Consider the following 22,287-nt stretch of genomic DNA (forward strand, 5'->3'; position numbering starts at 1 on the left):
CCTACGCCCGGCTGGTGGCCCGCCTGGCCCTCCGGGCGCTGGACGAGGCGTTCACCGCCACACCGGCAGCATTCGTGGAGACCGTCATCCTCAACGGCCGCGTCAACGCCACCGATCCGACGACCGGCCAGGCCGTCCGGGTGTGCGTCGTCAGCGTCGTCGCCCAGCGCAAGGACTTCGCCGAACTGGTCCTGGACGAACCGCGTCTCGACCCGCAGCAGTGCCTCCACCGGCTCGGCGCCACCGTCTCCAAGCACCCTCACGACCTGGAACCGGTCACACCCATCGTCGAGGCGGACCTGTCCCGCTACCGCATCATCACCGACACGGCCGTGGTGGCCACCCTCGACAGCCGGCCCGACCTGCTCCGGATGAACCCCTACGACTTCGAACGCCTGGTCCGCGAACTCTTCGAAGCCATGGGCTACGAGACCTGGCGCACCCAGGGCTCCCGCGACGACGGTGTGGACGCCGTCGCGACATTGGCCGACCCGACCGGATCCACCATCTTCGCCATCCAGGCCAAACGCTCCACGTGGTCCCGGTGAACACCGTCCGCGCCATGTCGGGCGTCATGCAGGACAAGGGCGCCGGCTACGGCATCGTCGTCACCACCTCGTGGTTCGGCAAGGACAGCTACGACTTCGCCCACCGCAACGGCCGCCTTCGCCTCATCGACGGCCGCAACCTCAAGGCCCTGCTCGCCGAGCACCTGACCATCGACGCCCTGATCGGGCTGCCCAAGGTCCCCCCGGGCTGGCAGGCCGGCGACCTCGTGTAGGTGCGAACGCGCGGCCGCCGCACCGGGTTGCGGCGGCCCTCGGCCGATGGCTGCGGTCCCCGGCTGGTCCCCAGCAAGATCGCAAAGCGGCGGCATCGCAGCCGCCCATCACCTGTCGGGCCATCAACAAAAAGGCCGCTGGCCTGGGATTTCTCCCGGCCAACGGCCTTCCGACATCACTGTCGGGACGACAGGATTTGAACCTGCGACCCCTTGACCCCCAGTCGCCCGGCGATGTTGATCTCAGCCTGCCATGCATTGAACGGAACGCGTTGCCCGTGCAGAAGGCCAGGCCTTGCGCAAGCTGATCTGCGGCGTGTGGTCCCCAGGCCGTCCCCGCACGCCGCGTACCCTCCAACCCTCCAAGGGGATCACGACCCCTGACCCTCCCCTCCTAGCATAGAGGCCGTGGCTGAAGGGGAAGTTGGGAGTCATGGCGGAGAAGAGGAGGAGGTTCGACGCGGAGTTCCGTGAGGGGCTGTGCGGATGGTGGCCGAGACCGGCAGGACGCTGGCGGAGGTGGCGCGGGACCTGGGGAACAACGAGACCGCCCTGGCCACCTGGGTCTCCCCGGCCCCGCAGGCCGGTGGCACCGAGTCCGGGCAGAGCAGCGGATTCGAGCTGAGAAGCCGTTGTCTTTCCGATAGTGGCGGGCGTGTTTTCGCTGTTCAGGCATAGCGGCGGGCCTCGGTGGCAGAGACGGAGTGTCGTGTCGTCTCTTCGATGGAGGTCCCGGAGGCCATCCGTGATGGGGTTGCTGGAGCAACGCGAGCGTGCTGTCCGGCAGCAGGTGGAGGATATGCAGGACGAGCTGCGGCAGGCGGAAGCCGCGTGGGAAAGGTTCGTGATTACCTGTCAGACGATGACCGAGATCCTGGCAGAACCTCCTGCAGGCGAGAAAGCGCCACTGGCCGAGATGACCAGTGAACGGCCTGCGCGGGTCGCAAGGGAAGTGCCCGGATCGGTGGTTCCCGCCTGGCGGGAAGGGCTCGCTCTCGACTCTCTCGCGCCGGACTACCAGCGGCTCGTGGAGGTCCTGGCGCAAAGCGGGGAGCAGATGGACTGTCGCCGGCTCGCTGCGGCACTCGGCTGGAGGTGGTCGCGGCGAAGGTAGAGTGAGTGAGGTCGAAGGCCAAGCGCCTCGCCGCGCGGGGCTAGCCGATCGGGAATCCTCCGGGGACGTTCAGTGTTCTCGCCGGGCGAGCCGGCGACTCATGACCATGCTCATCGACCACCGGATCATCGCTTCGGAGGTGTCAGTGCGGGCCTCGTAGTCGCGGGCCAGGCGGCGTGAGCGCATCAGCCACGCGAACATCCGCTCCACCAGCCACCTCTTGGGCAGCACGGTGAACCCGGCGGCGTCGTCGTTGCGTCGGACCACGGTCAGCGCGATCCGCCAGGCGTCGCGGGCGAAGTCGAGCAGGCACCCGGTGCAACCGCCGTCGGCCCACACCAGCGTGATGCGCCAGTGCTGCTGAGGCAGTCGGGCCAGCAGAGTGCGGCCGGCCTCGCGGTCGGTGACGCAGGCCGCGGTGACCAGGACCGTCAGCAGCAGCCCGAGAGCGTCCGCGACGATGTGACGCTTGCGGCCGTTCACCTTCTTCCCCCTGTCGAACCCCCGGCTCGAGGCCGCCACCGACGCCGCCGCCTTCACCGACTGGGAGTCGATGATGCCCGCGGTCGGTTCCGAATCGCGGCCAGCCGCCTCGCGGCCCCGGTCCCGCAGCCGGTCGTGGAACTCGCCAACCAGGCCCTTGCCCCGCCAGCGCCGGAAGAACGCGTCGACGCGCTCCCAGGCGGGGAAGTCCACAGGCATCGCCCTCCAGGTGATGCCTGTGGAGACCAGGTAGCGCACCGCGTCGACCAGCCGGCGGTGGCAGTAGCCCTCAGGCTGCCTACCGCGGCCTTCCAACCAGGCGGGCACGGGCATCGCGTCCCACACGACGGCCCACTCCGCGTCGCTCATGTCCGACGGGTACCTCGGATGCCTCTGCGAGCGGTCCCCGGCTTTCTCGAACCGGTGAGCGAGACAATCACACTCCCGGACAGCCGAGTTGGAACCTGCGCGTGCGAGGGCGTACAAGTGCGACAACAGGGCCTCCTGGCGTGCTCACGGTCTCGACAACCTCGAGCTGCACCAGGGGCCCTGTCTTCATGCCCGGCACACGGCAAGATCACCCGACCGAGCTGCACAGTCGAACCCACGTCCACCAAGATCGATATGACAACGGCTTCTGAATAGTGCTCGCAGTGTCGTCTGAGTCACGTACCGTGCCAGTGGGCTCAGTTGAGTGGGCCAGTGACGGTAAGGGGAAGACGCGTGGTCGAGGGGCGGGACCCGAAACTGGTGGACGGCCGAGGTGCGTCGGTCAGCCAGCTGTTCAGCGTGCGGTACGGGCTTGATTACTACCAGCGGGAGTACACCTGGTCGCGCCGCAACATGCAGGAGCTCTTGGATGACCTGGCGAGACGCTTTCTCGAACATTGGAAGTCAGGACATGAGCGTTCCAAGGTTCGCTACTACGAGCCCTACTTCCTGGGGCCCATCGTCACCTACCAGGGCGACATCACCTACCTGGTGGACGGACAGCAGCGCTTCACCTCGTTGCTGCTTCTGCTCACGCACCTGCGCAAACTAATGCTGGAAGATGACGACCTCGAAGAGGACGCTCGGGAGCTCGACAAGCTGATCTGGTCCCGCCAATTCGGCAAGCGCTCGTTCACGCTGGATGTCGCGGAACGTGCCGTGTGCATGGATGCCCTCTTGTTGGGTAAGGAGTTCAGCCTGCCCAACGGCACATCACCGTCGGTCAGGAACCTGTGGGAACGCGGCTGCGATCTCGCCGAGGACTTCCCCGACATCCTGCGCGGCGAGCCGTTGCCCTACTTCACCGACTGGTTGCTGTCCCGCGTCTGCCTAGTAGACATCCAGGCACACGACCGGGACCACGGGTGGGAGATCTTCGAGACGATGAACGATCGGGGAGCCCGCCTGACCCCCCTCGATCTACTCAAGAGCTTCCTGCTCTCCAGAGCGGGCCAGAACCACGCCGACATGAATGCCAGTTGGCGAGCGATGCTCACCTGCCTGGCGAAGGACGGGGCTTCGCCGAGCGACTTCGTCAAGACACTGCTGCAGGCACGCTACGTCGATCCCACTACTCCGGGTGTCGAGCAGATCGACGGAGCGTTCCACGAGTGGGTACGCGAGCACAGCGAGCTTCTGGGCTTGCGCCGGCCGGACCAGTACCGCGCTTTCATCACGGACATCCTGGTCCCGTGTGCCAAGAGGTACGCCCTGATCCAACGGGCGTCCACCGAGCTGGTGCCCGGGCTGGAGTCGGTACGGTACAACGCCGACAACGGTCTGACTGCACAGTTCCTGCTGCTGACCGCAGTGATGAACCCGGGCGACGACGATGACACCTTCAGGCAGAAAGCTCGGCTGGTCGCGGACTACCTCGACCTCGTTCTGGCCCGCCGGATGGCGAATAGCGCGGCAATTCAGAACGTCGAGCTCATGCCGGAGATCACGCGGCTGGTGCCGCTGGTCCGCGATGCGGCGGGGATCGACGAGCTGTCAGCCGTGCTCGGTCGCGAAGTGGCGGAGCTGGGGTACGACTTCTCGGGGCTGAACACCTTCGGACTTCGCGGTGACAACCGCAAGCAGGTGCGCTACCTGCTTGCCCGGATGACGGCCTTCGCCGAGGAAGGCACTCAGAACCCCAACCGCACCGCCGAGTATCTCGGCCTCGCTGGATCCAGCCCTCACGAGATCGAGCACATCTGGGAGAACCACTACGAGCGGCACAAGGAGGTGGGCAGCGAGGAACGGTTCCGGCAGCAGCGCGACAGACTGGGCGCACTGCTACTCCTCCCCAAGTCGGACAACGCCAGCTACCGGGACGACGTCTACGAACGCAAGGTGGAGTACTACCAGCGGCAGAACGTGCTGGCCGCCTCTCTGCATCCGGCGGTGTACACGAGACACCCGCGCCTGCAACGCTTCTTCGACCTTCACGGTTTGGCCAAGCAGGTCCGTCCGTACCCGGACACCTTTCCGCCCTCCGCGATCGGGGAGCGGCAGCAGTTGTACCGGCGCTTGTGTGAACTGATCTGGGAGCCGACAGGCCTAGGGTTGAGCGTGCCCCAGGGTGTGGCGGAGGCCAGGCCTGCCTCCAGGCGCGCGCACTACGGCATCTCACCGGCCCAGCTCATCGCCAGCGGTCTCCTGAAGGCGGACAGCATGCTCAGGGCGACGAACAAGGGCAACACCTACAAGGCCGTCCTCCTCAGCGACGGCCGAGTCCGCTTGGAGAACGGCGCTTCGTACGAAAGCCTCTCCACCGCCGGTCAGATCGTGCTCAATCGAGGCTCCTGCAACGGCTGGAAGCTGTGGCAGGTAGAGACCGAACACGGTTGGGAGAGCCTGTTCAACCTCCGTCGACGGGCGCTAGAACGAGGACTGCTGGAATAGCGTGCCCTTCGAGTATCGGCAAGCGATGGTTGAGCGCCTGGGATCGTCTGCATGCGGCTCCAGGCGCTCACCCACTTGGATTGGGGGCGGGTCAGCGACGGTACACCCGGGTGCCTGACCAACCGCCCTGCGCCTATTCGACGCCGTCGGCCAGCTCGCTCACCTGAGTAAGCAGGTCTTGACGTTCCGCCGTGAGGCCGGCGATCAGCACTTGCGGGTCAGGCACTGAACTTGATTGGGTAATGTCGGCCAGCCGTCCAAGGTGAGTTTGGTGCCGGTGAGACAGCCGTCGACCAGGTGCGGGCGGTACTGGATCTGCTTGAGCTTGTGCTTGACGACTCGGGTGAGCTGGTCGAGGTTGGCGGCAGCAAGGTTGCCGATGTCGCGCTTGATCAGCGACCGGATGCCTTCCTGGTTGAGGTCCGCAAGCACAGTGCAGCCGGCGGACAACCACCGGTGGAGTTCGAACGGATCATCGCCGAAGCACGAGTCAGCCATCATCAGAAGGACCTAACCGCACAACGAAAGCCACTACGAAACCAGGCGATGGACAGGTCCACGACTCCCTGATCCCGCAATGGTGTAGCCGCGCAGGGTAGCGTCGAGGTAGCGGCGTCAGGCAAATCCGGGGCACCCATGGGTGGCCCCCGCTACGCTCGGAGACTGATCACACGGCGGGCTGATACGAAGGATGAGACTGTTCGATGAGTGGAAGCAGTGCGACTGAAGTACCTGATCCAAAGCTGGTAGAGCTGGCTCAGCGGTCTCAGAACTTCGGCTTCCTTCTGCCTCATCTACCACTGCTCGTGGCCTACGGTGCGGGTGCAGAGTCGCTTGTCTTCGAAGACCCTAATGTCTCGCTCTTCAAAGTCCGCCAGTTTGGGGAGGTCCTGGCCACTGACTTGGTAAGGCGCGGCCGGGTACGGATCGAGGGAGATCGTCAGGTAGATCGTTTGCGGGCGCTAGAGCGCGAGGGCTATCTACACGGAACTGTCAGTACGGCCTTCCATGAAATTCGCGGCCTGGGCAATGACGCCGTGCACAATAATTTGGCCGACTCTCAGGCGGCTTTCCGTGCTGTGCAATCCTGCTTTCGGCTAGGAGTATGGTTCGATCGGCTGCTCACTGGCTCGCGTGAGCAGCGCCCGTTCGTGCCGCCCCAACCGCGGATCTCCATGCCAAATCCGGCGGCGTTGGATGCAGAAATCGAAGCCGCGAAAGTCGCGCTCGCTGCATCGCGACTCACGTTCGAGAATAAGGCCACGCACGCTGACGCGGAGCAAGATGCCCGTCATGCAGCGGAGCGCGAACTCGCCGATGCAAGAGCTCAGCAGGACCGCCTCACGGAGATCGTGACGGCGATGCAAAGCGAACTCGCCGGCCTCCGCAGTCGCTTCGACGACAATCGCTCCCAGCCTCTGCCCGGGACGATGGCGACTTCGGTGGCGGAACGGGAACGGCTGCTGAGCAATGCCGAGATCGCGTCCCGGGAGCCGCTAACTGAGGTGCAGGTGCGTGAGCAGCTAGACCGGATGCTGCGGGACGCAGGCTGGTCGGTGCAGGACCACGACGCGCAGTTGAATCTGTTCGTCAAGGAGCGCGGGGTGGCGGTTCGGGAGGTCACGATGGCCTCCGGGCGAGCTGATTACCTGCTGTATGTGGACCGAAAGCTGGTGGGGGTGATCGAGGCCAAGCGGGAGGGATCCGATCTGTCAGCAGCGGAGGGCCAGGCTGACCAGTACGCAGAGGGGCTGTCCGCAGGGCAACGATTGGCGGCCTGGCGGGCGGAGCTGCCCTACCGCTATGCGAGCGACGGGGGCGAGACTCGGTTCCGCAACACGCTGGACCCGGATTCGCGATCGCGCCGTGTCTTCTCCTTCCACCAGCCGCGGACTCTGTCACGGTGGATGCGACAGGCAGAGGAAGATCCCCAGGCGCCAAGCTATCGGGCTCGGTTGCGGCTGCGGATGCCGGAGCTGGATGTAGCAGGGCTGCGGCCAGCGCAGGTGGAGGCCGTGCGGGGTGTGGAGCGCTCACTGGCTGATGGTCGAGGTCAGGGATCTGGGCTGGGGCAGAGCCGGTCACTGATCCAGATGGCTACGGGCGCTGGGAAGACGTTCACCGCAGTGACGTTCTCCTATCGGATCCTGAAGCATGCCCGGGCAGAACGAGTGCTATTCCTGGTTGACCGAAACAATCTCGGCATCCAGGCCCGAGCGGAGTTCGAAAATTATGTAACACCGGAAAGTGGGCGGAAGTTCACAGAGTTGTACAATGTTCAGCGCCTGGGCGCAGAGGGAATATTCACTTCATCGAAGGTCGTCGTGTCCACGGTGCAGCGGCTATACATGTCGCTAACTGGGCGTGAGCTGCCTGAGCCGGCGGAGGGCGATCCGATCGCCGATCCGTACGACGCGCCAAGTGACCTTAGCGTGGGATACAACGCGGACATCCCTCCGGAGGCGTTCGATCTCGTGATCGTAGACGAGTGCCATCGGTCGATCTACGGCAAATGGCGTTCGGTGCTGGAGTACTTCGACGCGCCTATCGTAGGGTTGACGGCGACTCCGGTGGCGCAGACGTTCGGCTACTTCAATGGCAATCTGGTGAGTGAGTACACCTATGAGCAGGCCGTTGCGGACAGCGTGAATGTCGACTTCAACGTCTACGAGATCGAGACGGAGATCACGGGGAAGGGCGGCGTAATTGCGCAGGGCCGAATCCCCGTAAGGGATCGGCGCACTCGGCGCCAGCGGTACGAAGAAATTGACGAAGACTATGAGTACAGCGCGACAGACGTCGGCACTCGCGTGATAACGAAGGATCAGCTGCGGACGGTTATCAGTACTTTCCGGGACAAGCTGTTCACGGAAATCTTTCCCGAACGGGGAAAGCGCTCCGAAAGCGGACAGCTAGTCCAATCCGAGATCATGGTACCAAAGACCTTGGTGTTCGCAAAGAACGACAACCATGCCGAGGAAATCGTCGAAGTAATCCGAGATACCTTCGGGAAGGGTAACGAATTCTGCGCAAAGATCACGCACAAGTCGAAGCGGCCAGCGGAGCTCCTGTCAGCCTTCCGAAATCAGCCGCAGCTGCGGATCGCCGTCACGGTAGACATGATCGCGACAGGTACTGACGTCAAGCCGCTAGAGTGCCTGCTATTTCTGCGTGATGTGCGGAGCTGGGCATATTTCGAGCAAATGAAGGGACGGGGGGCTCGCACTCTACCGCTGACCGAATTCGAGCGGGTAACCCCGGGTGTCGGCCCAAAGACTCGGTTTGTGATCGTGGATGCAGTTGGCGTCACGAAGAAGCCCAAGATCGATGCCGGCCCGCTGGAGCGGCATACCGAGAGCCAGATCAGCTTGGCGCGACTTCTGCAAAAGAGCGCGACTCTCACATTGGATGACAGTGAAATCTCCACAATGGCAGCGCGCCTTTCACGCCTGGAAAAGCAGCTGACTGAAGTCGAGCAGGCCGATGTCGCCAAGGTCGCAGCCAAGCCCTTGCGGGATATCGTCCGGGGGCTGGTCGACGCGGTCTCAGTCGACGGCCAGGAGGCAGCGCGGCGAGCAGGTGAGGAAGCCGCAGGTCTCGCGGGTGCGGACGCGCAGGCACGTCGTGCCGCGGGGGACACAGAGGTGCGGCAGCGCGTGGAAACCGCTCTGGCGCCACTGGCTGGCAATGAGAAGCTCAGAAAGCTGCTGCTCGATATCCGGCGAGCCAAGGACATCCTGTACGACGAGACGAGCAAAGACCGCCTTGTGCACGCTGGCGCGGTGCCTGAGGACGAGGACACCGCCCTGGCAACCCTCGCCAGCTGGCGGACGTACCTTAAGGAGCACAAAGACGAGATTGCGGTATTCAGTGCCGCGTATGACCGGCCTGGCGTGACACCTCGCGCCGCGTTTGAGCATCTGCAGGCGCTTGCCCGAGACCTGGCCCGACCACCGCGTGCCTGGACACCGGAGCGGCTTTGGAAGGCATACGAGCAGGTGGGACTCGCAGTGCGGGAGCCTGGCGTTCAAGCGGGTGTGACCGACCTTGTCGCCCTGATCAGGTACGAGCTGAACAGTGAGGCGAACGCGCCGGCCGAAGCGCCGCCGGCGCGACTGTACGCACGCCTGGTAGAGGAGCGGTTCACGGCGTGGTTGGAGCGACAGGAGCAGGCCGGGGCCCGCTTCAATGACAACCAGCTGTGGTGGCTTCGTCACATCGCGTCAGCCACCGCCGCCCATGTACGCTTCGACGTTGACGACCTTGACTACCCGCCGTTCAGCGTACGGAACGGGGTGGACGGCCTGCTGGCTGCCTTCGGTGAAGCGCGGGCTGACGAAATTCTGGGCGAACTGGACAGGGAGCTGAGCGCGTGACGGGCGCGGGGACTGTTGAACTTGCACTCGACGGCGGGGACCAACTGCCCACGGGATGGGCTTGGGCTCGGCTCCGCGATCTCGGGGTCTGGTATGGCGGGGGGACCCCCTCGAAGCGACGTCCTGAGTTCTGGGAGGACGGAACCGTTCCGTGGCTGTCGCCGAAGGACATGGGCGCGGACACAATCGCCAGCACGCAGGACCTGATTCACTCCTCCGCGTTGGACGCATCGCCGGTAAAGCGGGTGCCAGCGAATTCAGTGGCCCTCGTGGTTCGCTCCGGCATTCTCGAGCGGAAAGTGCCGATCGCCCTGGTCCCATTCGCGACAACGCTCAACCAGGATATGAAGGCGGTCAGCCCATTTGATGGGATCGACGCTCGTTGGCTGGCGTGGGCCCTGCGGGCCCGCGAGGACTACATCCTCGCGAACTGCCGCAAGCGCGGAACCACGGTGGCCTCACTCGAGGTTCCATGGCTGATGGACATGATGCTTCCAGTGCCGCCGACTGCCGAGCAGGCGCGTATCGTCGCGAAGCTCGACGAGTACGTTGCACGAATCGATGCCGGTGAGGCGAGCACTCGGGTAGCCCTGGCAACGTCCTTGCTGCTTGCGGAGCAGATTGCTGGCCAGGGAGCACTGGGCGGTTTCGTTTCCGCTTCAGACTTGACCGCACATCCACTCGCCAATGCGGGTGTCTCTGACGGTGATCTTCCCGACCTCCCGTCGGACTGGAGTTGGGTTCGACTCGGCGAGATCTCTGAAGTAGTCGGCGGGGTCACCAAAGACAGCAAGAAGCAAGGTGACCCCAGCTTTGTCGAGGTGCCCTATCTCCGAGTGGCGAACGTCCAACGAGGCGCGCTCAAGCTCGACACGGTAACCACGATCCGTGTGCCACCGGCGAAGGCGGAGGCACTGCGACTACAAGCTGGTGATGTGCTGCTCAACGAGGGTGGCGACCGGGACAAGCTTGGCCGCGGCTGGATCTGGGAGGGGCAAATTGCAGACTGCATCCACCAGAACCACGTCTTCCGCGCGCGAATCCGCAACGAGCGACTGCATCCGAAGCTCCTGGCCTGGCATGCCAATAGCTTCGGAAAGGCATGGTGTGATCGCAACGGGTCTCAGGTGGTGAACCTGGCCTCCATCAGTTTGAGAAAGATCAAGCTCCTCCCCGTCCCGCTCCCGCCCAAAGACATCCAAGAGAACCTGGTCAAGGAGATCGAAGTACGTCTCGCTACGGCCGCTGCGGGCGAGCAGCTTGCGCGTGACGGATTCGTCCGGGCCGTCGAGCTCCGGTCCTCACTTCTCGCAACCGCGCTCGCCGGCCAGTTGGTCCCCCAGGACCCCACAGATGAGCCTGCCGCCACCGTGCTGGCTCGCATCGGCGCTGCCCAGTCAGCTGCTGCTGCGGCCAAGTCCAAGCGGACCCTCCGCCCCCGCAAGAGCACTGCGCCCGATCAGGGAGAATTCCCGCTGTGAGCCCCACCCCCGCCCCGCTTCAATCTCAGACCGAGTACACCAGCACGCTCGTCAACCGGCTCTGGTCGTACTGCGAGCTGCTGCGTCATAGCGGCGTGTCCACCCTTGACTACGTCGAGCAGCTGACCTATCTGCTCTTCCTAAAGATGGCGGACGAGAAGACCAACCGGCCCGCTCGCTTCCAGCGACGCAGCACTGGGGTCGAGCGGATCGTTCCGGAGGGCAAGGACTGGCCGAGTCTGATGACTCGCTCCGCCGAGCCACTGATCGAGCAGTACGAGCACATCCTGTGGGAGCTCGGCCAGCGCCCGGGGACCATGCTCGGCGAGGTGTTCCTCAAGGCCCAGAACAAGATCCACGAACCGGCTGTCCTCGAACGTCTGATCAAGGACCTGATCGGCAAGTACACCTGGAACCGTGAGGACATCGACCTTAAGGGCGACGCTTACGAGGGCTTGCTTCAGCGCGGCGCCGAGGACCGGAAAACCGGCGCAGGACAGTACTTCACCCCTCGACCGCTGATCGACGCGATGGTCGACTGCCTCGAACCCCAGCTCGGGGAGAGCATCACCGATCCGGCCTGTGGGACTGGCGGCTTCCTCATCGCCGCGTACGCATACCTTGTCGAGCACTACGAGTCCGAGCTGTTCTCTGACGCTGGTCGCAGGCTCCAGACCGGTGCCATCACCGGCTACGAGCTGGTCCGCGAGACGGCCCGCCTGGCGCTCATGAACATGCTGCTGCACGGGATCGGCAGCTCCGAAGGCAAGCCTCTGATCACCGTTCAGGACTCCCTGGCCAAGTCTCCGATCGTCTTCCACGACATCGTTCTCGCCAATCCACCGTTCGGGGTCGGCTCGGTCACCGGCGAGGCGTACGGCGCGCGTAGCGATTTCTGGGCAACAACGACCAACAAGCAGCTGAACTTCGTCCAGCACATCTACACCCTGCTCAAGACGAACGGCCGAGCCGCCGTTGTCCTGCCCGACAACGTGCTCTTCGAGGGCGGGGCTGGCGCGGAGATCCGCCGCAAGCTGCTGGACACCTGCAACGTTCACACGCTGCTGCGCCTGCCCACCGGCATCTTCTACGCGGGCGGCGTCAAGGCCAACGTCCTGTTCTTCGACAGGCCAGGCCCACGACATGACGGGTCCCCCGCCACCAAGCAGCTGTGGGTGTACGACTTCCGCACCGACCAAAGGTTCACGCTCAAGCAGCGCCCCCTCAAGCGCGAGCACCTCGACGACTTCGTCAAGGCGTACAAGTCCGGCAACGGCGATCACCAAAACCGCATCGCCAGTGCCCACTTCAAGCCTTACAGTTACGAGGAGCTGATCAAGCGCGACAAGGTCAACCTTGACCTGACCGTGCTTCAGGACAGCAAGGCCGGTTCCTCTTCGATCGCCTCCCCGGACGTGATCGCTCAGGAGATCGTGGACGACCTCACCGACGCGCTGGCGGAGTTCACCATCGTGGCCGAGGCCCTCAAGGCCGCACGCCGCACCGCCAACCCCGGCGACAAGGGGGACGACGCCGCATAGCACCAAGCCGGACCCGCACTACCGGCGGCGCGATGAGGGCAGCCAGTCTGCCCTCATCGGGCCGCCAGCGTTTTCCTGTAACCGTCATACGCACGTCGCTGCCGTGAGCAGCCGGTCCTTGGGGAAGAGCATGGCCGCAAACGCGTACTTCGCCGCTAAGCTGTCCGACGACGAAGTGGTGGACTGGAGTCCGGTGGGCATCGCCGACCGGTTCCGTAAGTTCTTCGTTGCCCGGCTGACGTACTCAGGTGTCAGCAAGCTCCTGTTCATGGAGCACCTAACCTACCTGCTGTTCCTCAAGCTCGACTACGAGCGCTCTCAGCGACAGGGACGATTCGCCCAGCCTGGCGTCGTGCCCGCCGGGTACAGCTGGCCCAAGCTGGCGACCAAGACGGGCGAGGAGTTGCGTCAGCAGCTCACCCTGGTCCTCACCGAGTTGGCGAAGCTGGACCAGTCCGTCGAGCACCCCGAGCTGTCGACCACGGTCGCCATCTTCCGTGACTCCCATATTTGGAATGCCCAGCACCTTGCTCACCTGGCAGCATTGATCACTGACGAGATCGACCCCTACGACTGGTCCAGCAACCTGCTAGCACTCGGCGAGGCGTACGAAATCCTGCTCACGGGCTTCTGCGCTGCAGAGGTCGACTCCAAGCGGGAGACCGGCCAGGTGATCACTCCACGCCCACTGCTGCGAGCGATCGCGCAGACCCAACTGATCACTTCAGAGGACACCGTTCTCGACCCGGCGCCGGGCACAGGTGGCACCCTACTCGCCGCGTATCGCGAGATGGCAGGCACAGCCGGCCATCTTCCGGAGACCGCATACGCGGGCAAGGACCGCGACCACCAGATGGTGCGGTTGGCCACAATGAACATCCTCCTCAACACCCGTCGCCCGTTCTCCGCGCCCGCCCCGATCCAGCACGGCGACTCCCTCGCAGCTGGCGGTGCCGTGATCCACCGGCCCGCAGGAACCCCCAGCCCGACCGTAGTCCTCTGCAATCCGCCTTTCCGCAGCAACACACCGCGCCCGACTTCCCGTCACGACCTGCTGCCTACACCGCTGTTCCCGGCAAACTTCCTCCAGCACATCGCTGTCGGCTTGCCCGTCGGCGCACGTGCCGCTGTCTTCGTGCCAGACAGTGTGCTGACTGGCAGCACCGCTGAAAAGATCCTTCCCCCGCTCCTTCAGACCTGTGACCTGCACACCATGCTCCGCTTGCCCGCAGGTAGCTTCCGCAATGGCACCTCCCTGAGCGGCGTCAAGGCCAATGTGCTGTTCTTCACCAAGTGCTCGCCCTCGCCGACCGGCACCGCAGCAACGTCCCGACTGTGGATCTACGACGCCCGAAGCCTCACTACCCAAGCCCTCACTGAAACAGAACTCGACGACTTCGTTGACGCGTACGCCGCCGGCCTGCCCCGGCATGAGCGAAGCCCACGCACATACTTCGGCTCGCACTCCTATGCCGATCTCCAGGCGTGCCGCTTCCAGCTCTTCAATCTCGCTGCTGGCCCGCAGGCGCCGGTCGAACCGCTACGGCCTGCCAAAGAGATCGCTGGCGAGATCGCAGAGAGCCTGGCCGAGGCTAGACAAATCTTCGCGGACCTGGCTGCGGAACTCCCCTAGCTTGCAGCTGACCGACAACTGACCTTGCACCAGCGCATGTCTGAGGAGCCCCGCTGTGACCATTCCCGCACCGCCAAGCACTCCGCAATATAATCAGTTTCTCCAAAACATCACGTACGCCCAGGGCATGGTGGACGCAGCCCACCACATGAACGACACGCTCAAGGGCGATCTGTGCAGGGCCGCCTGGGTTCAGGCTGTTTCCGCCCTCGACCACTGGGTCCACCTTGAGGTCTATGCGAAAGCTGTGGCGATCGTGATGGATACCTCCGCTGATCGGCCTACCCAGCTTCAGAAGTTCCCCATGCCCTGGAAGTACATCGAACGCATCCAGCACAACCGGGAGCCGATGGCCACAGTGTTCCGGGAGGCACTCAGCGCTGAACTCGGCCGCCGCACCTACCAGAACTACGAAGACATCGGCAGCGCCTTCCAGCTCATCCTTCCCAACACCAGTGCCAGCGCCATGTGGAACATGGTCGCCCAACATCTGGGCATGGCCAAGGCCGACGTCTCCAAGCGGCACGGCGAGGTCCTATGGCGCCGAAACAAAATCTCTCACGAATCCGATGTGACCGATACTGTCACCGGCGACCGGCGCCGTATTACCCAGCAGGAGGCGGCCGACGCAGTGCACTGGATCAAACAACTCGTCCAGGCTCTCGCACTAGCAATCCGCTAAACCCCTGACCCCAGGTTCTAGCCAGGTTGTCGAGCGTCGATGTCGGACAGCGGTGGCAAGTCAATTTGACTAATCGAAGAACTCGGCAGGCTTTGCTCAGACGACTTGCCTTGCCACTGCAGGTGCATGACCAGCTACCCGCGCCACATCGCGTCCTTAGACGTCGAGCGATCGGGCTTTCTCCCTGATGGGTGGACACGCTTACTTGACGGGAAATGCCAAATTTCCGGCACCTTGGTGATGTACCGAACATGAGGGCCTTGGAAGTAGCCGCGGACGATGTGCGGCTGCTTCTGCCGGCGGCGAAAGAAGCGCCGGACCTCGTCGGCGAGCTGGTCGGCGTTGCGGGCTCGGGAGGCCGGCAGTAGGGTCCGCTTCAGGTCGGCGTTGACCAGCACGTCCGGGTTTCCGGCGCGTAGGCGGACAGCAGGTGCCGGGTGATCCGGCCTGGATGGCCGGCGAGCCAGGCTCAGACCTTCTTGCTGCGCTGGACGGAGTGCAGGTCGACGACCAAGTGGATGGGGCGGTCAAACTGCCGATTGAGCGGTCGAGGACGTCGCAGAACACCTCGGCGGCAAACAATCCCCAGTAGACGGTGAATCACACCTTCCCGCGGGGCTGATCGCCGACATCGCGTTGACCGAGAAGCGGTTGCCAGTGCGGTACACAGTCGGCGTCCGGCCGAACGGGGCCCAGGTACGGCCGAAAACCTGGTCCGAGCGGGGATACCAGTACGGTCCGCGAACAAGGTCTCGGTACCCTTCCTGAGCCGTCGTTCGGGTCGCGGGCCATACCTCCTCACGCCAGGCCCGAACGACTGCGGACGGCGAGGAGGACTTCGGGCAGGGTGGCGGCGCCGACCTCGTCGACGAGGACGACGTCGTAGGGGCCTTCGAAGACTGTCGGGTTGGTGCGGAATCTGGCGAGGGTGGTGGCGACGAGGCGGGCTTCGCGGATGATCTGGCCCTGTGCGTCGCGGGCGAGGCGTTCGTACTGTTCGTGGAGTTCGCGGTGCTGCTTGATCAGCGCGGCTTGGCGGGCGCTGTCGGCGGCTACGAGGGATCGGAGGGCCTGAGCTTCACCGTGGGTGGCCGGGTGGCCGCGGCGTTCGGCCCGCTTGACGTCGTCGGACGCGGCGAGGGTGAGGCGCAGTTGTTCGTCGAGGTGGACGATGCGGGCGGCCGCTTCCTCCTCTGCGTCGCGGGCCCGGCGGAGCGCGGTGTCGGCCTGGTGCAGTTCGGTGTCGATGGCGGCCAGGTCGTCGCGGGTGAGCAGGATCTTCCGGCTGAGCCGGGTGATGGTGGTGTGGGTCTGGAGGCGGTGGCGGTCGGCGATGGCGCGGGCTTTTCGGGCGTTGTCGAAGGTGCCTTGGTCGCGTGCGAGGGTGGTGTCGCGGTGCTTCTCGGCGGCGGCGATGGCTGAGCGCGCAGTGAGTTTGGCCAGGCCCTTCTTGGCTTCGAGGTCGTCGAGGGCCTGCTGGGCCTCGGCTACTTCCTGGTGTGCGAGGAGCGCACGGGCCTCAGCGCTGGTGGCGGCCTCTTCGACGTCGGCTGTTTCGGCTTCCAGCGCGTCGATCTCGGCCCAGGCGGCGCGGTGGCCGACGGCGTTGTCGCTGCTCTGTCGGGCTTGCTCGGCCCGGTCCTCGGCGTGCGTGAGGAGGGGCTGAAGGTCACGGTGCTGGTCGGAGTAGGCGGCGAGTTGGGCGGTGAGGTGTTTCGCCGCGAGGGTCGGATCGTCGAGGCGTTGACGCTGGCGGGTGTAGTGGTCGGCGTCGAAGTCGGCGAGGCGGAGGGTGAGTGCGGCGAGGTGCTGGGCTCGTTGTTGCTGGGCGCTGAGTTCGGCGGCGACGGCTTCGCGCTGCCCGCCGATGGCGGCGAGCTTTGCTCGCACCATGAGGGGAAGGCAGACCTCGGGGTCGTCGGCGATCTGTTTCAGGTGCGGTGGGCCGACGCGGACCAGTTGCCCGGGAGAGTGGCGCTGTTCCTTCACGACGCCGAGGAGGGCGTTGTCGACGGCGATGTTGGCCGCCGACACCAGGAGCACGCGCTTTCCGGCGGAGATGAGGTCACTGATGGCGCGTTTGAGGACCGAGGTCTTGCCTGTGCCGGGTGGGCCCCACACGAGCCACAGGCCGGTGCCGACGCACGCGCGGTAGGCGAGGTCCTGGGCCGGCAGGAGGGTGCCCGACGGCAGGCCGTGCGGTGAGAGTCGCCCGCCGGGCTCTCCGCGGGCGAGCAGGCCGGCGAGGCCGTCGTCGGTGATGCCGGCGATACCGTCGCGCAGGGACTTGACGAGGAACGTCGCGGGTTGCTGGTGGAGCCACAGGCACGGGTCGGCGGGGTCTGCGAAGTCGGGCAGGCGGATGCGCAGGGCGGTGCCGTCGTGGGTGACGTCGAGGACGGGGTGGCCGTCTTCCACCGTGTTCTCATCCGGTTCCGCGAGGCGGAGGCTGTCGGTCTGGAGTTGGTCGGCGTTGATGGTGAGGCCGCGGATGTCGATGGCGTACTCGCCGGGGCCGGCTGCGACAGCGCGTCCCAGTATCCGCCAGTAGGGCTTGCGCCCGGTGCCGCCTTCTGCGGCGAGCCAGGAATCGAGCGCCGTCACCGTTTCCTCGCGCCAGCCCACAGTCCCCCCATCGCCAGTACGCGTCCCCCGGTCGCCTATGTCCTACCACTGGGGACGGTTCGTCGTAGGAGCATTGCCGAGATCCACGGCCGGCGTTCGGCACCCGGGGCCACGTGTCCCGGCCGGCTTCCCTGCTCCCGGACAAGGCCGCGATGTCCTCTCCGCGCATCCCGGGGCTCCCGGGCAGGGGCCGCCTTGCGACGCCGCGGGTCCACACTGGCTGTGCGTCCATCCTCAAGTCCGGAAGGAGGACACCATGCGTGGCTCTGGAACGATCTACAAGCGGTGCGGTTGCCGGGACTCCCGCACTGGTCGACAGCTCGGAAGGACCTGCCCTGACCTCCACCGCCGCGGCCACGGTTCCTGGTATCTCGCGATGCCACGGCCCGCGACCGTCGACGATCACCGCTCCCGCCTGCGTCGGGGCGGGTATCGCACCCGCAAGGACGCCACCGAGGCTCTCCAGCGCCTGCGCGACCGCGACCGCGTGCGCCAGGGCGAGCTCCTCACCACCGGCCAGTGGCTGCTGCGCTGGTACAGCACCGTGGAGCCGCACCTTCGGCCGTCGACCGCGCGCGGCTACCGCAAGCACCTGGAGCAGTACCTCGTTCCGCTGCTCGGCCACGAACTGCTCTGCGAGCTGACCAACGAGGGCGTCCAGCAGGCCTTCAGCAACATCGTCCGTCGGCACCAGAGCGCGGGCCGGCCGATACCTTGCGTGCCGCCCTCAACGTTGCCGTACGCAACGGGATGCTGACCACCAACCCGGCGCGACACCTCGACCTGCCGAGGGCGCCGCGCCCCCATCCGGTGGTGTGGACCGATGGTCGAGTGGCGGAGTGGGAGCGAACAGGCGAGCGCCCTCCCGTCGCTGTGTGGACGCCGGCCCAGACCGCTGCCTTCCTCGCCTACGCGAGCGGGCACCGCTTGTACGCGTTGTATCACCTGTACGCGCTGCGTGGCCTACGCCGCGGGGAAGGCGTAGGCCTCCGCTGGTCGGACTTCGACGCCTCCGGCCGAACGCTCACGGTCGCCAGGCAGCTACAGCAACGAGAGAACGGCCGCCTTGAGGCCTGCCCCGTCAAGACTCGTGCCGGCGAACGAACGATCGCCCTCGACGGGAGCACCGTCCGTATCTTGAGCACTCACCGTAATCAGCAGAGGAGGGAGAAACTCGCAGCGGGAATTGAATGGAATGAATCCGGATACGTATTCACCGACGTCTACGGGAGTCCGCTGCGCCCGGACCACGTCGGTCACGTCTTCCAGGGCATGGTTCGCAGAAGTGGCCTACCGCCGGTCCGCCTCCACGACCTGCGCCACGGCGCGGCAAGCCTTGCCCTGACCGGCGGATCCGATCTCAAAGTCATCCAGGCCCAGTTGGGTCACTCGACGATCGTCACCACTGCCGACACCTACACGTCGGTCCTGCCCGAGACGGCCCATCTCAGCGCAGAAGCGACGGCCCGCGTGGTGATCGACGCAGCTCGGATGATCTCCAGAGGCATCCGTAGTCAGCCCAAGACGCGCAAGCGGCGCTCAGGGATCCGCCCCGCCGCCATTGCAGGCAGAAGAATCCGTAGCTCAGAGTGAGTTATTGACGTTTCGTCGGCGTGCTTTGCCGCCCCACGCGCGCCTCACTCGCCACCCATCACGGGACCCCACCCAAGCCAGTCCCCCACTCCGTGACGGACGCCTTCCCAGGTCAAGGGGCCTACGACCAAGAAAGTGATGTCCAGAGAGGAATCCGCAGGCCTACGGATTAAAAGTCCGCAGCTCTTGAGTTAGCCTCGGCTCGACGTAGGGCGCCGACTGGCCAACACTCCTTACATTCGTCACGGAACGTAGCCGCGACTCTTCGCCTGCCGTCGCTTTCAGGGTACTCCCGGGCCTTCGCCGGGTGCTCCGGCCGCGACCCACCAGGCAAGAGCGCCACCTGCGGCGTGCATCGCAGCCAGCACCGAGAAGCGCCCCTCAGCCCTGGGTGACCTGCGCAGACTCCCGGCGGCCGTAGGCCGTCCTCGGCGGTCACAGACATCAGGTCGCCTTCCACCCGGTATGCCCGCCGGGTCTCGACGCGCTTCGAAGAACATCACGTGCGTACGGTCTGCCCCGTTCAGCACGCCAACCCCTGTTCCGCCCGTCCAGGCGGACAGGTGACTGTAGGCGTGCCCGGCCGAGCCCAAGCGGCTCCACCACCCCGCCAGAGGGAGACCATGTACGCCCGACCCCGCGTTCCCGCCGTAAGCCGGCTCTCGGTTCCGACCCCAGCCGCCACCGACCCCGCGCACCAGGCCGATCCGGCATCGGAGTTCGACCTCCTGCACAGCGGCTGGTACTCGACCGAGGAACTCGCCGCACTGTTGAAGGTCGACCCCTCGACCCTGCGGCGCTGGCGCTCCGCCACTCCCCCGCAGGGACCGCCCTTCGTCCAGATCGCGCCCCGGCTCTACCTCTACAGCATCCCCGACACCCAGCTGTGGCTCGCCCAGAAGCGCACCGACCCATCTGAGGCAGCCTGAATGTCCGACCACACCCGGCTCGTCCCCACGGGTGTCGATCTCACCACCGACATCGAGCACCGCCCTGACCGCCGCCCACAGTTCCGCTACCGCGCCCGCGTGCGCTGGACGGACCCCAATGGCGGCGGTCGCAAGTCGGCTTCCTCCTCCGTCCCCACGGAGACCGAAGCCGAGGCCTGGATCGCCCGCATGCAACGGGCAGCAGCACGCGGTATCACCCCCGCAACCCTCACCATGACCCTCGCCGAGTACGGCGACGAGAACTGGGACCTTGCGATGCGCGGCCTGGAGACCACCACCCTCGACCCCTACGCCGCCGGCTGGAAGCTGCGCGTCACCCCGGTCCTCGGCCACATACCCGTCACCAGCATCACCAACGGCATCACCGACCGGGCGCTCCACTCGTGGATCGCCGACGGGCTCAGCATCTCCTCCGTCAAGAACAGCCTCGCCCCACTCGTCCGCATCATGGAGCAAGCCGTCCGCGACGGCCTCATCGACTTCAACCCCTCACGGATGAGCGGCTGGCAGCGCCTCTACAAGAAAGCCGAGGACGAACTCGACGACCCCCGCTCCCTCGCCCTCGCCGACTGGGACGCCCTCAACGAACTCGCCAACGCCCTCGTCGAACGCTCCCACAACCACTACCGCGGCTGGGGCGACATCGTCCGCTTCGCCGCATGCACCGCCGCCCGCATCGGCGAAGTCTCCGGCGTCCGCGTCAAGGACATCAACCGCTTCGACTGGACCTGGGACTTGTGCCGCCAGACCACCACCGGCCCCGGCGGCCTCATCGACAAGGGCACCAAGGGAAAGCGGCGGCGCACCGTCCCCATCATCGAAGAGATCCGCGACCTCGTGAACTGGCGCATGAACGTGGTCGGCAACGACCCCATGGCCCGCCTCTTCACCGGACCACGCGGCGGACGCATCACCACCGCCATCCTCCGCGACGCCACCCACTGGGACGAAGTCGTCGTCAGCCTCGGCTACGAGTACCTGCGCCGCCACGACCTCCGGCACACCGGCCTCACCTGGCTCGCCGACGCCGGCGTCCCCATCCACGTCCTCCAGAAGATCGCCGGCCACGGCCACATCACCACCACCCAGCGCTACCTCCACCCGGACAAGAGCTCCATCGAGAACGCCGGCCGAACCCTCAGCAGGCACCTGTCAGCAGACCGGACTACCTCGCAGGCGGCAGCGACCGAGGCGCCCGTTCGTCATCTACGTCTCGTCCAGTAGACGGCCGTAACGGGCAGCCTCCGAGGTCTCGCCGCTCACCATCTACCTACGGCAGCGAGCCTGTCATCGTCAACCACGCTGTTGTAGAAGTGGACTTGTGACAGACAACGAGCAAGGTGCGGAACCCTGGGTCCGGCTTCTGCACCGCGAGCAGACGGCACGCAACATCCACGGCAGCCTTCGAGCCTCTGGCATCACCGTGCCGCTGGACGCCGTACTCGACCTGTGCAACCGCGAGGTAGCGTCGCGCGACGGCAACCCCGCTCCCCTCCCACCCGAATGAGCGCTCCATCTCCTCGACGGTGCCAGCACAATGCCACCCACCGCTTGCTCCGATCCCGCTCCGACCGCACAGCGGATTTCCGGCGGCCCCATCCGGGTAGGGCTGCTGTCATATCGCGCAGGCAGCACGGACCCCACGCGGGTTCGCGCTGTCATGGACCAGGGGGTGGACTGGGTGGCACGCCGAAAGACTGTGGCGGAAATCCTCGCCGAGGCGTACCGCCTGAAGCAGCAGGCATGAGCCGCGGAGGCGCAGCGCGGGACGCAGCAGCCGACGAACGGCCAGGCGGCCTCCGCGCCGGCGGCTCAGCCCCGTCCCAGGAAACGGAAGGTGGACCCCGTCGTCGAACACGCCCGGCTCCTGGCCGCCGGCGAGAAGCACCTCCAACGTGAGGAGGCCGCCCGCGTGGAGGCCGCGTTGGCCAAGCGCCAGGCGGCCCGCCGCCGGGCGGAGGAAGCAAGGAAGCGCGAGGACGCCCAAGCCGAGAAGGAGGCCCAGCAGCAAGCCCGGCAAGCGGAGACGGCCCGGCTCAAAGCCATGGCCGAGACGGGCACCGCCGAGTGCAACCTGCGCCGCGAGGAACTGGAGACGGTCCTGCTCCTACGACCCGAGGGCCTTGAACTGTGGCATCCCCACGTCGA

Annotated in this window: 18 protein-coding genes and 1 pseudogene; 16 read left to right on the forward strand and 3 right to left on the reverse strand. The window is 65.6% G+C overall.

All coding sequences use genetic code 11. The annotated features are described in order from the left end of the window. From PUR56_RS43475 to PUR56_RS16450, 4 genes are all read left to right on the forward strand, one after another. The coding region (locus PUR56_RS43475; protein WP_443034515.1) for a restriction endonuclease at positions 1–548 on the forward strand (548 nt) is incomplete at its 5' end. A 14-nt stretch (positions 549–562) separates the two neighbouring features. Further along, positions 563–781 carry a restriction endonuclease gene (locus tag PUR56_RS43480; RefSeq protein WP_443034516.1) on the forward strand — a complete coding sequence of 73 codons (219 nt, stop codon included), beginning with the start codon at positions 563–565 and terminating at the stop codon, positions 779–781. Positions 782–1,267: 486 nt separating this feature from the next. Then, entirely contained in the window at positions 1,268–1,459 is a 192-nt protein-coding gene (locus tag PUR56_RS43485) for a hypothetical protein (protein ID WP_443034517.1), read from the forward strand. Positions 1,460–1,526: 67 nt separating this feature from the next. Then, entirely contained in the window at positions 1,527–1,895 is a 369-nt protein-coding gene (locus PUR56_RS16450; RefSeq protein ID WP_329949483.1) for a hypothetical protein, read from the forward strand. Positions 1,896–1,964: 69 nt separating this feature from the next. On the opposite strand, the gene PUR56_RS16455 is transcribed toward PUR56_RS16450, so the two are convergent. Continuing rightward, on the reverse strand, positions 1,965–2,747 hold the full coding sequence (locus tag PUR56_RS16455) for an IS5 family transposase (protein ID WP_329949484.1): 783 nt from the start codon (positions 2,745–2,747) through the stop codon (positions 1,965–1,967). Between the two features lie 354 nt (positions 2,748–3,101). Between PUR56_RS16455 and PUR56_RS16460 the strand changes: the two genes are divergently transcribed. Further along, positions 3,102–5,258: a GmrSD restriction endonuclease domain-containing protein gene (locus tag PUR56_RS16460; RefSeq protein ID WP_329949485.1), complete on the forward strand. Its 2,157-nt coding sequence runs from the start codon at positions 3,102–3,104 to the stop codon at positions 5,256–5,258. A 204-nt stretch (positions 5,259–5,462) separates the two neighbouring features. On the opposite strand, the pseudogene PUR56_RS16465 reads toward PUR56_RS16460, so the two are convergent. Beyond that, positions 5,463–5,681: pseudogene (locus tag PUR56_RS16465) on the reverse strand (hypothetical protein); the annotation flags it as partial. A 281-nt stretch (positions 5,682–5,962) separates the two neighbouring features. Here PUR56_RS16465 and PUR56_RS16470 point away from each other — a divergent pair. The 5 genes from PUR56_RS16470 to PUR56_RS16490 all read left to right on the forward strand — a co-directional run bounded on the left by PUR56_RS16470 (position 5,963) and on the right by PUR56_RS16490 (position 14,971). Continuing rightward, complete coding sequence (locus tag PUR56_RS16470) at positions 5,963–9,634, forward strand: DEAD/DEAH box helicase family protein (protein ID WP_329949486.1); 3,672 nt, start codon at positions 5,963–5,965, stop codon at positions 9,632–9,634. Then, positions 9,631–11,115, forward strand: coding sequence for a restriction endonuclease subunit S (locus tag PUR56_RS16475; RefSeq protein ID WP_329882826.1), 1,485 nt, complete (start codon positions 9,631–9,633; stop codon positions 11,113–11,115). Before PUR56_RS16470 ends, PUR56_RS16475 begins: the two co-directional genes overlap by 4 nt. After that, positions 11,112–12,656: a class I SAM-dependent DNA methyltransferase gene (locus tag PUR56_RS16480; protein ID WP_329882825.1), complete on the forward strand. Its 1,545-nt coding sequence runs from the start codon at positions 11,112–11,114 to the stop codon at positions 12,654–12,656. Before PUR56_RS16475 ends, PUR56_RS16480 begins: the two co-directional genes overlap by 4 nt. Positions 12,657–12,786: 130 nt before the next feature. After that, positions 12,787–14,289, forward strand: coding sequence for a class I SAM-dependent DNA methyltransferase (locus PUR56_RS16485; protein WP_329882824.1), 1,503 nt, complete (start codon positions 12,787–12,789; stop codon positions 14,287–14,289). Between the two features lie 55 nt (positions 14,290–14,344). Further along, on the forward strand, positions 14,345–14,971 hold the full coding sequence (locus tag PUR56_RS16490; RefSeq protein WP_329882823.1) for a hypothetical protein: 627 nt from the start codon (positions 14,345–14,347) through the stop codon (positions 14,969–14,971). 798 nt (positions 14,972–15,769) lie between these two features. On the opposite strand, the gene PUR56_RS16495 is transcribed toward PUR56_RS16490, so the two are convergent. Then, entirely contained in the window at positions 15,770–17,596 is a 1,827-nt protein-coding gene (locus PUR56_RS16495) for an AAA domain-containing protein (RefSeq protein ID WP_329949487.1), read from the reverse strand. Between the two features lie 376 nt (positions 17,597–17,972). Here PUR56_RS16495 and PUR56_RS16500 point away from each other — a divergent pair, with 376 nt between their 5' ends. From PUR56_RS16500 to PUR56_RS16525, 6 genes are all read left to right on the forward strand, one after another. Further along, entirely contained in the window at positions 17,973–18,353 is a 381-nt protein-coding gene (locus PUR56_RS16500; protein ID WP_329949488.1) for a hypothetical protein, read from the forward strand. Further along, a complete protein-coding gene (locus tag PUR56_RS16505) occupies positions 18,347–19,189 on the forward strand; it encodes a site-specific integrase (RefSeq protein WP_329949489.1) in 843 nt (280 codons plus the stop codon). The genes PUR56_RS16500 and PUR56_RS16505 overlap by 7 nt, the downstream gene beginning before the upstream one ends. Positions 19,190–19,812: 623 nt before the next feature. After that, entirely contained in the window at positions 19,813–20,118 is a 306-nt protein-coding gene (locus PUR56_RS16510; protein WP_329949490.1) for a helix-turn-helix domain-containing protein, read from the forward strand. Further along, positions 20,119–21,363: a tyrosine-type recombinase/integrase gene (locus PUR56_RS16515; RefSeq protein ID WP_329949491.1), complete on the forward strand. Its 1,245-nt coding sequence runs from the start codon at positions 20,119–20,121 to the stop codon at positions 21,361–21,363. A 97-nt stretch (positions 21,364–21,460) separates the two neighbouring features. Further along, positions 21,461–21,646 (forward strand): hypothetical protein, encoded by a 186-nt coding sequence (locus PUR56_RS16520; protein WP_329949492.1) that lies wholly within the window; start codon positions 21,461–21,463, stop codon positions 21,644–21,646. A 330-nt stretch (positions 21,647–21,976) separates the two neighbouring features. Further along, a partial coding sequence (locus PUR56_RS16525) for a hypothetical protein (RefSeq protein WP_443034518.1) occupies positions 21,977–22,287 on the forward strand: 311 nt, incomplete at its 3' end.

The organism is Streptomyces sp. BE303 (assembly GCF_036290945.1).
In the GTDB taxonomy this organism is placed as follows: Bacteria; Actinomycetota; Actinomycetes; order Streptomycetales; family Streptomycetaceae; genus Kitasatospora.

Bases quoted from the DNA above. Each gene is read 5' to 3' on its own strand.
- PUR56_RS43480 (WP_443034516.1), top strand. From the start codon at position 563: ATGTCGGGCGTCATGCAGGACAAGGGCGCCGGCTACGGCATCGTCGTC.
- PUR56_RS43485 (WP_443034517.1), top strand. From the start codon at position 1,268: ATGGTGGCCGAGACCGGCAGGACGCTGGCGGAGGTGGCGCGGGACCTG.
- PUR56_RS16455 (WP_329949484.1), bottom strand. From the start codon at position 2,747: ATGAGCGACGCGGAGTGGGCCGTCGTGTGGGACGCGATGCCCGTGCCC.
- PUR56_RS16470 (WP_329949486.1), top strand. From the start codon at position 5,963: ATGAGTGGAAGCAGTGCGACTGAAGTACCTGATCCAAAGCTGGTAGAG.
- PUR56_RS16485 (WP_329882824.1), top strand. From the start codon at position 12,787: ATGGCCGCAAACGCGTACTTCGCCGCTAAGCTGTCCGACGACGAAGTG.
- PUR56_RS16500 (WP_329949488.1), top strand. From the start codon at position 17,973: ATGCCACGGCCCGCGACCGTCGACGATCACCGCTCCCGCCTGCGTCGG.
- PUR56_RS16505 (WP_329949489.1), top strand. From the start codon at position 18,347: ATGCTGACCACCAACCCGGCGCGACACCTCGACCTGCCGAGGGCGCCG.
- PUR56_RS16510 (WP_329949490.1), top strand. From the start codon at position 19,813: ATGTACGCCCGACCCCGCGTTCCCGCCGTAAGCCGGCTCTCGGTTCCG.
- PUR56_RS16515 (WP_329949491.1), top strand. From the start codon at position 20,119: ATGTCCGACCACACCCGGCTCGTCCCCACGGGTGTCGATCTCACCACC.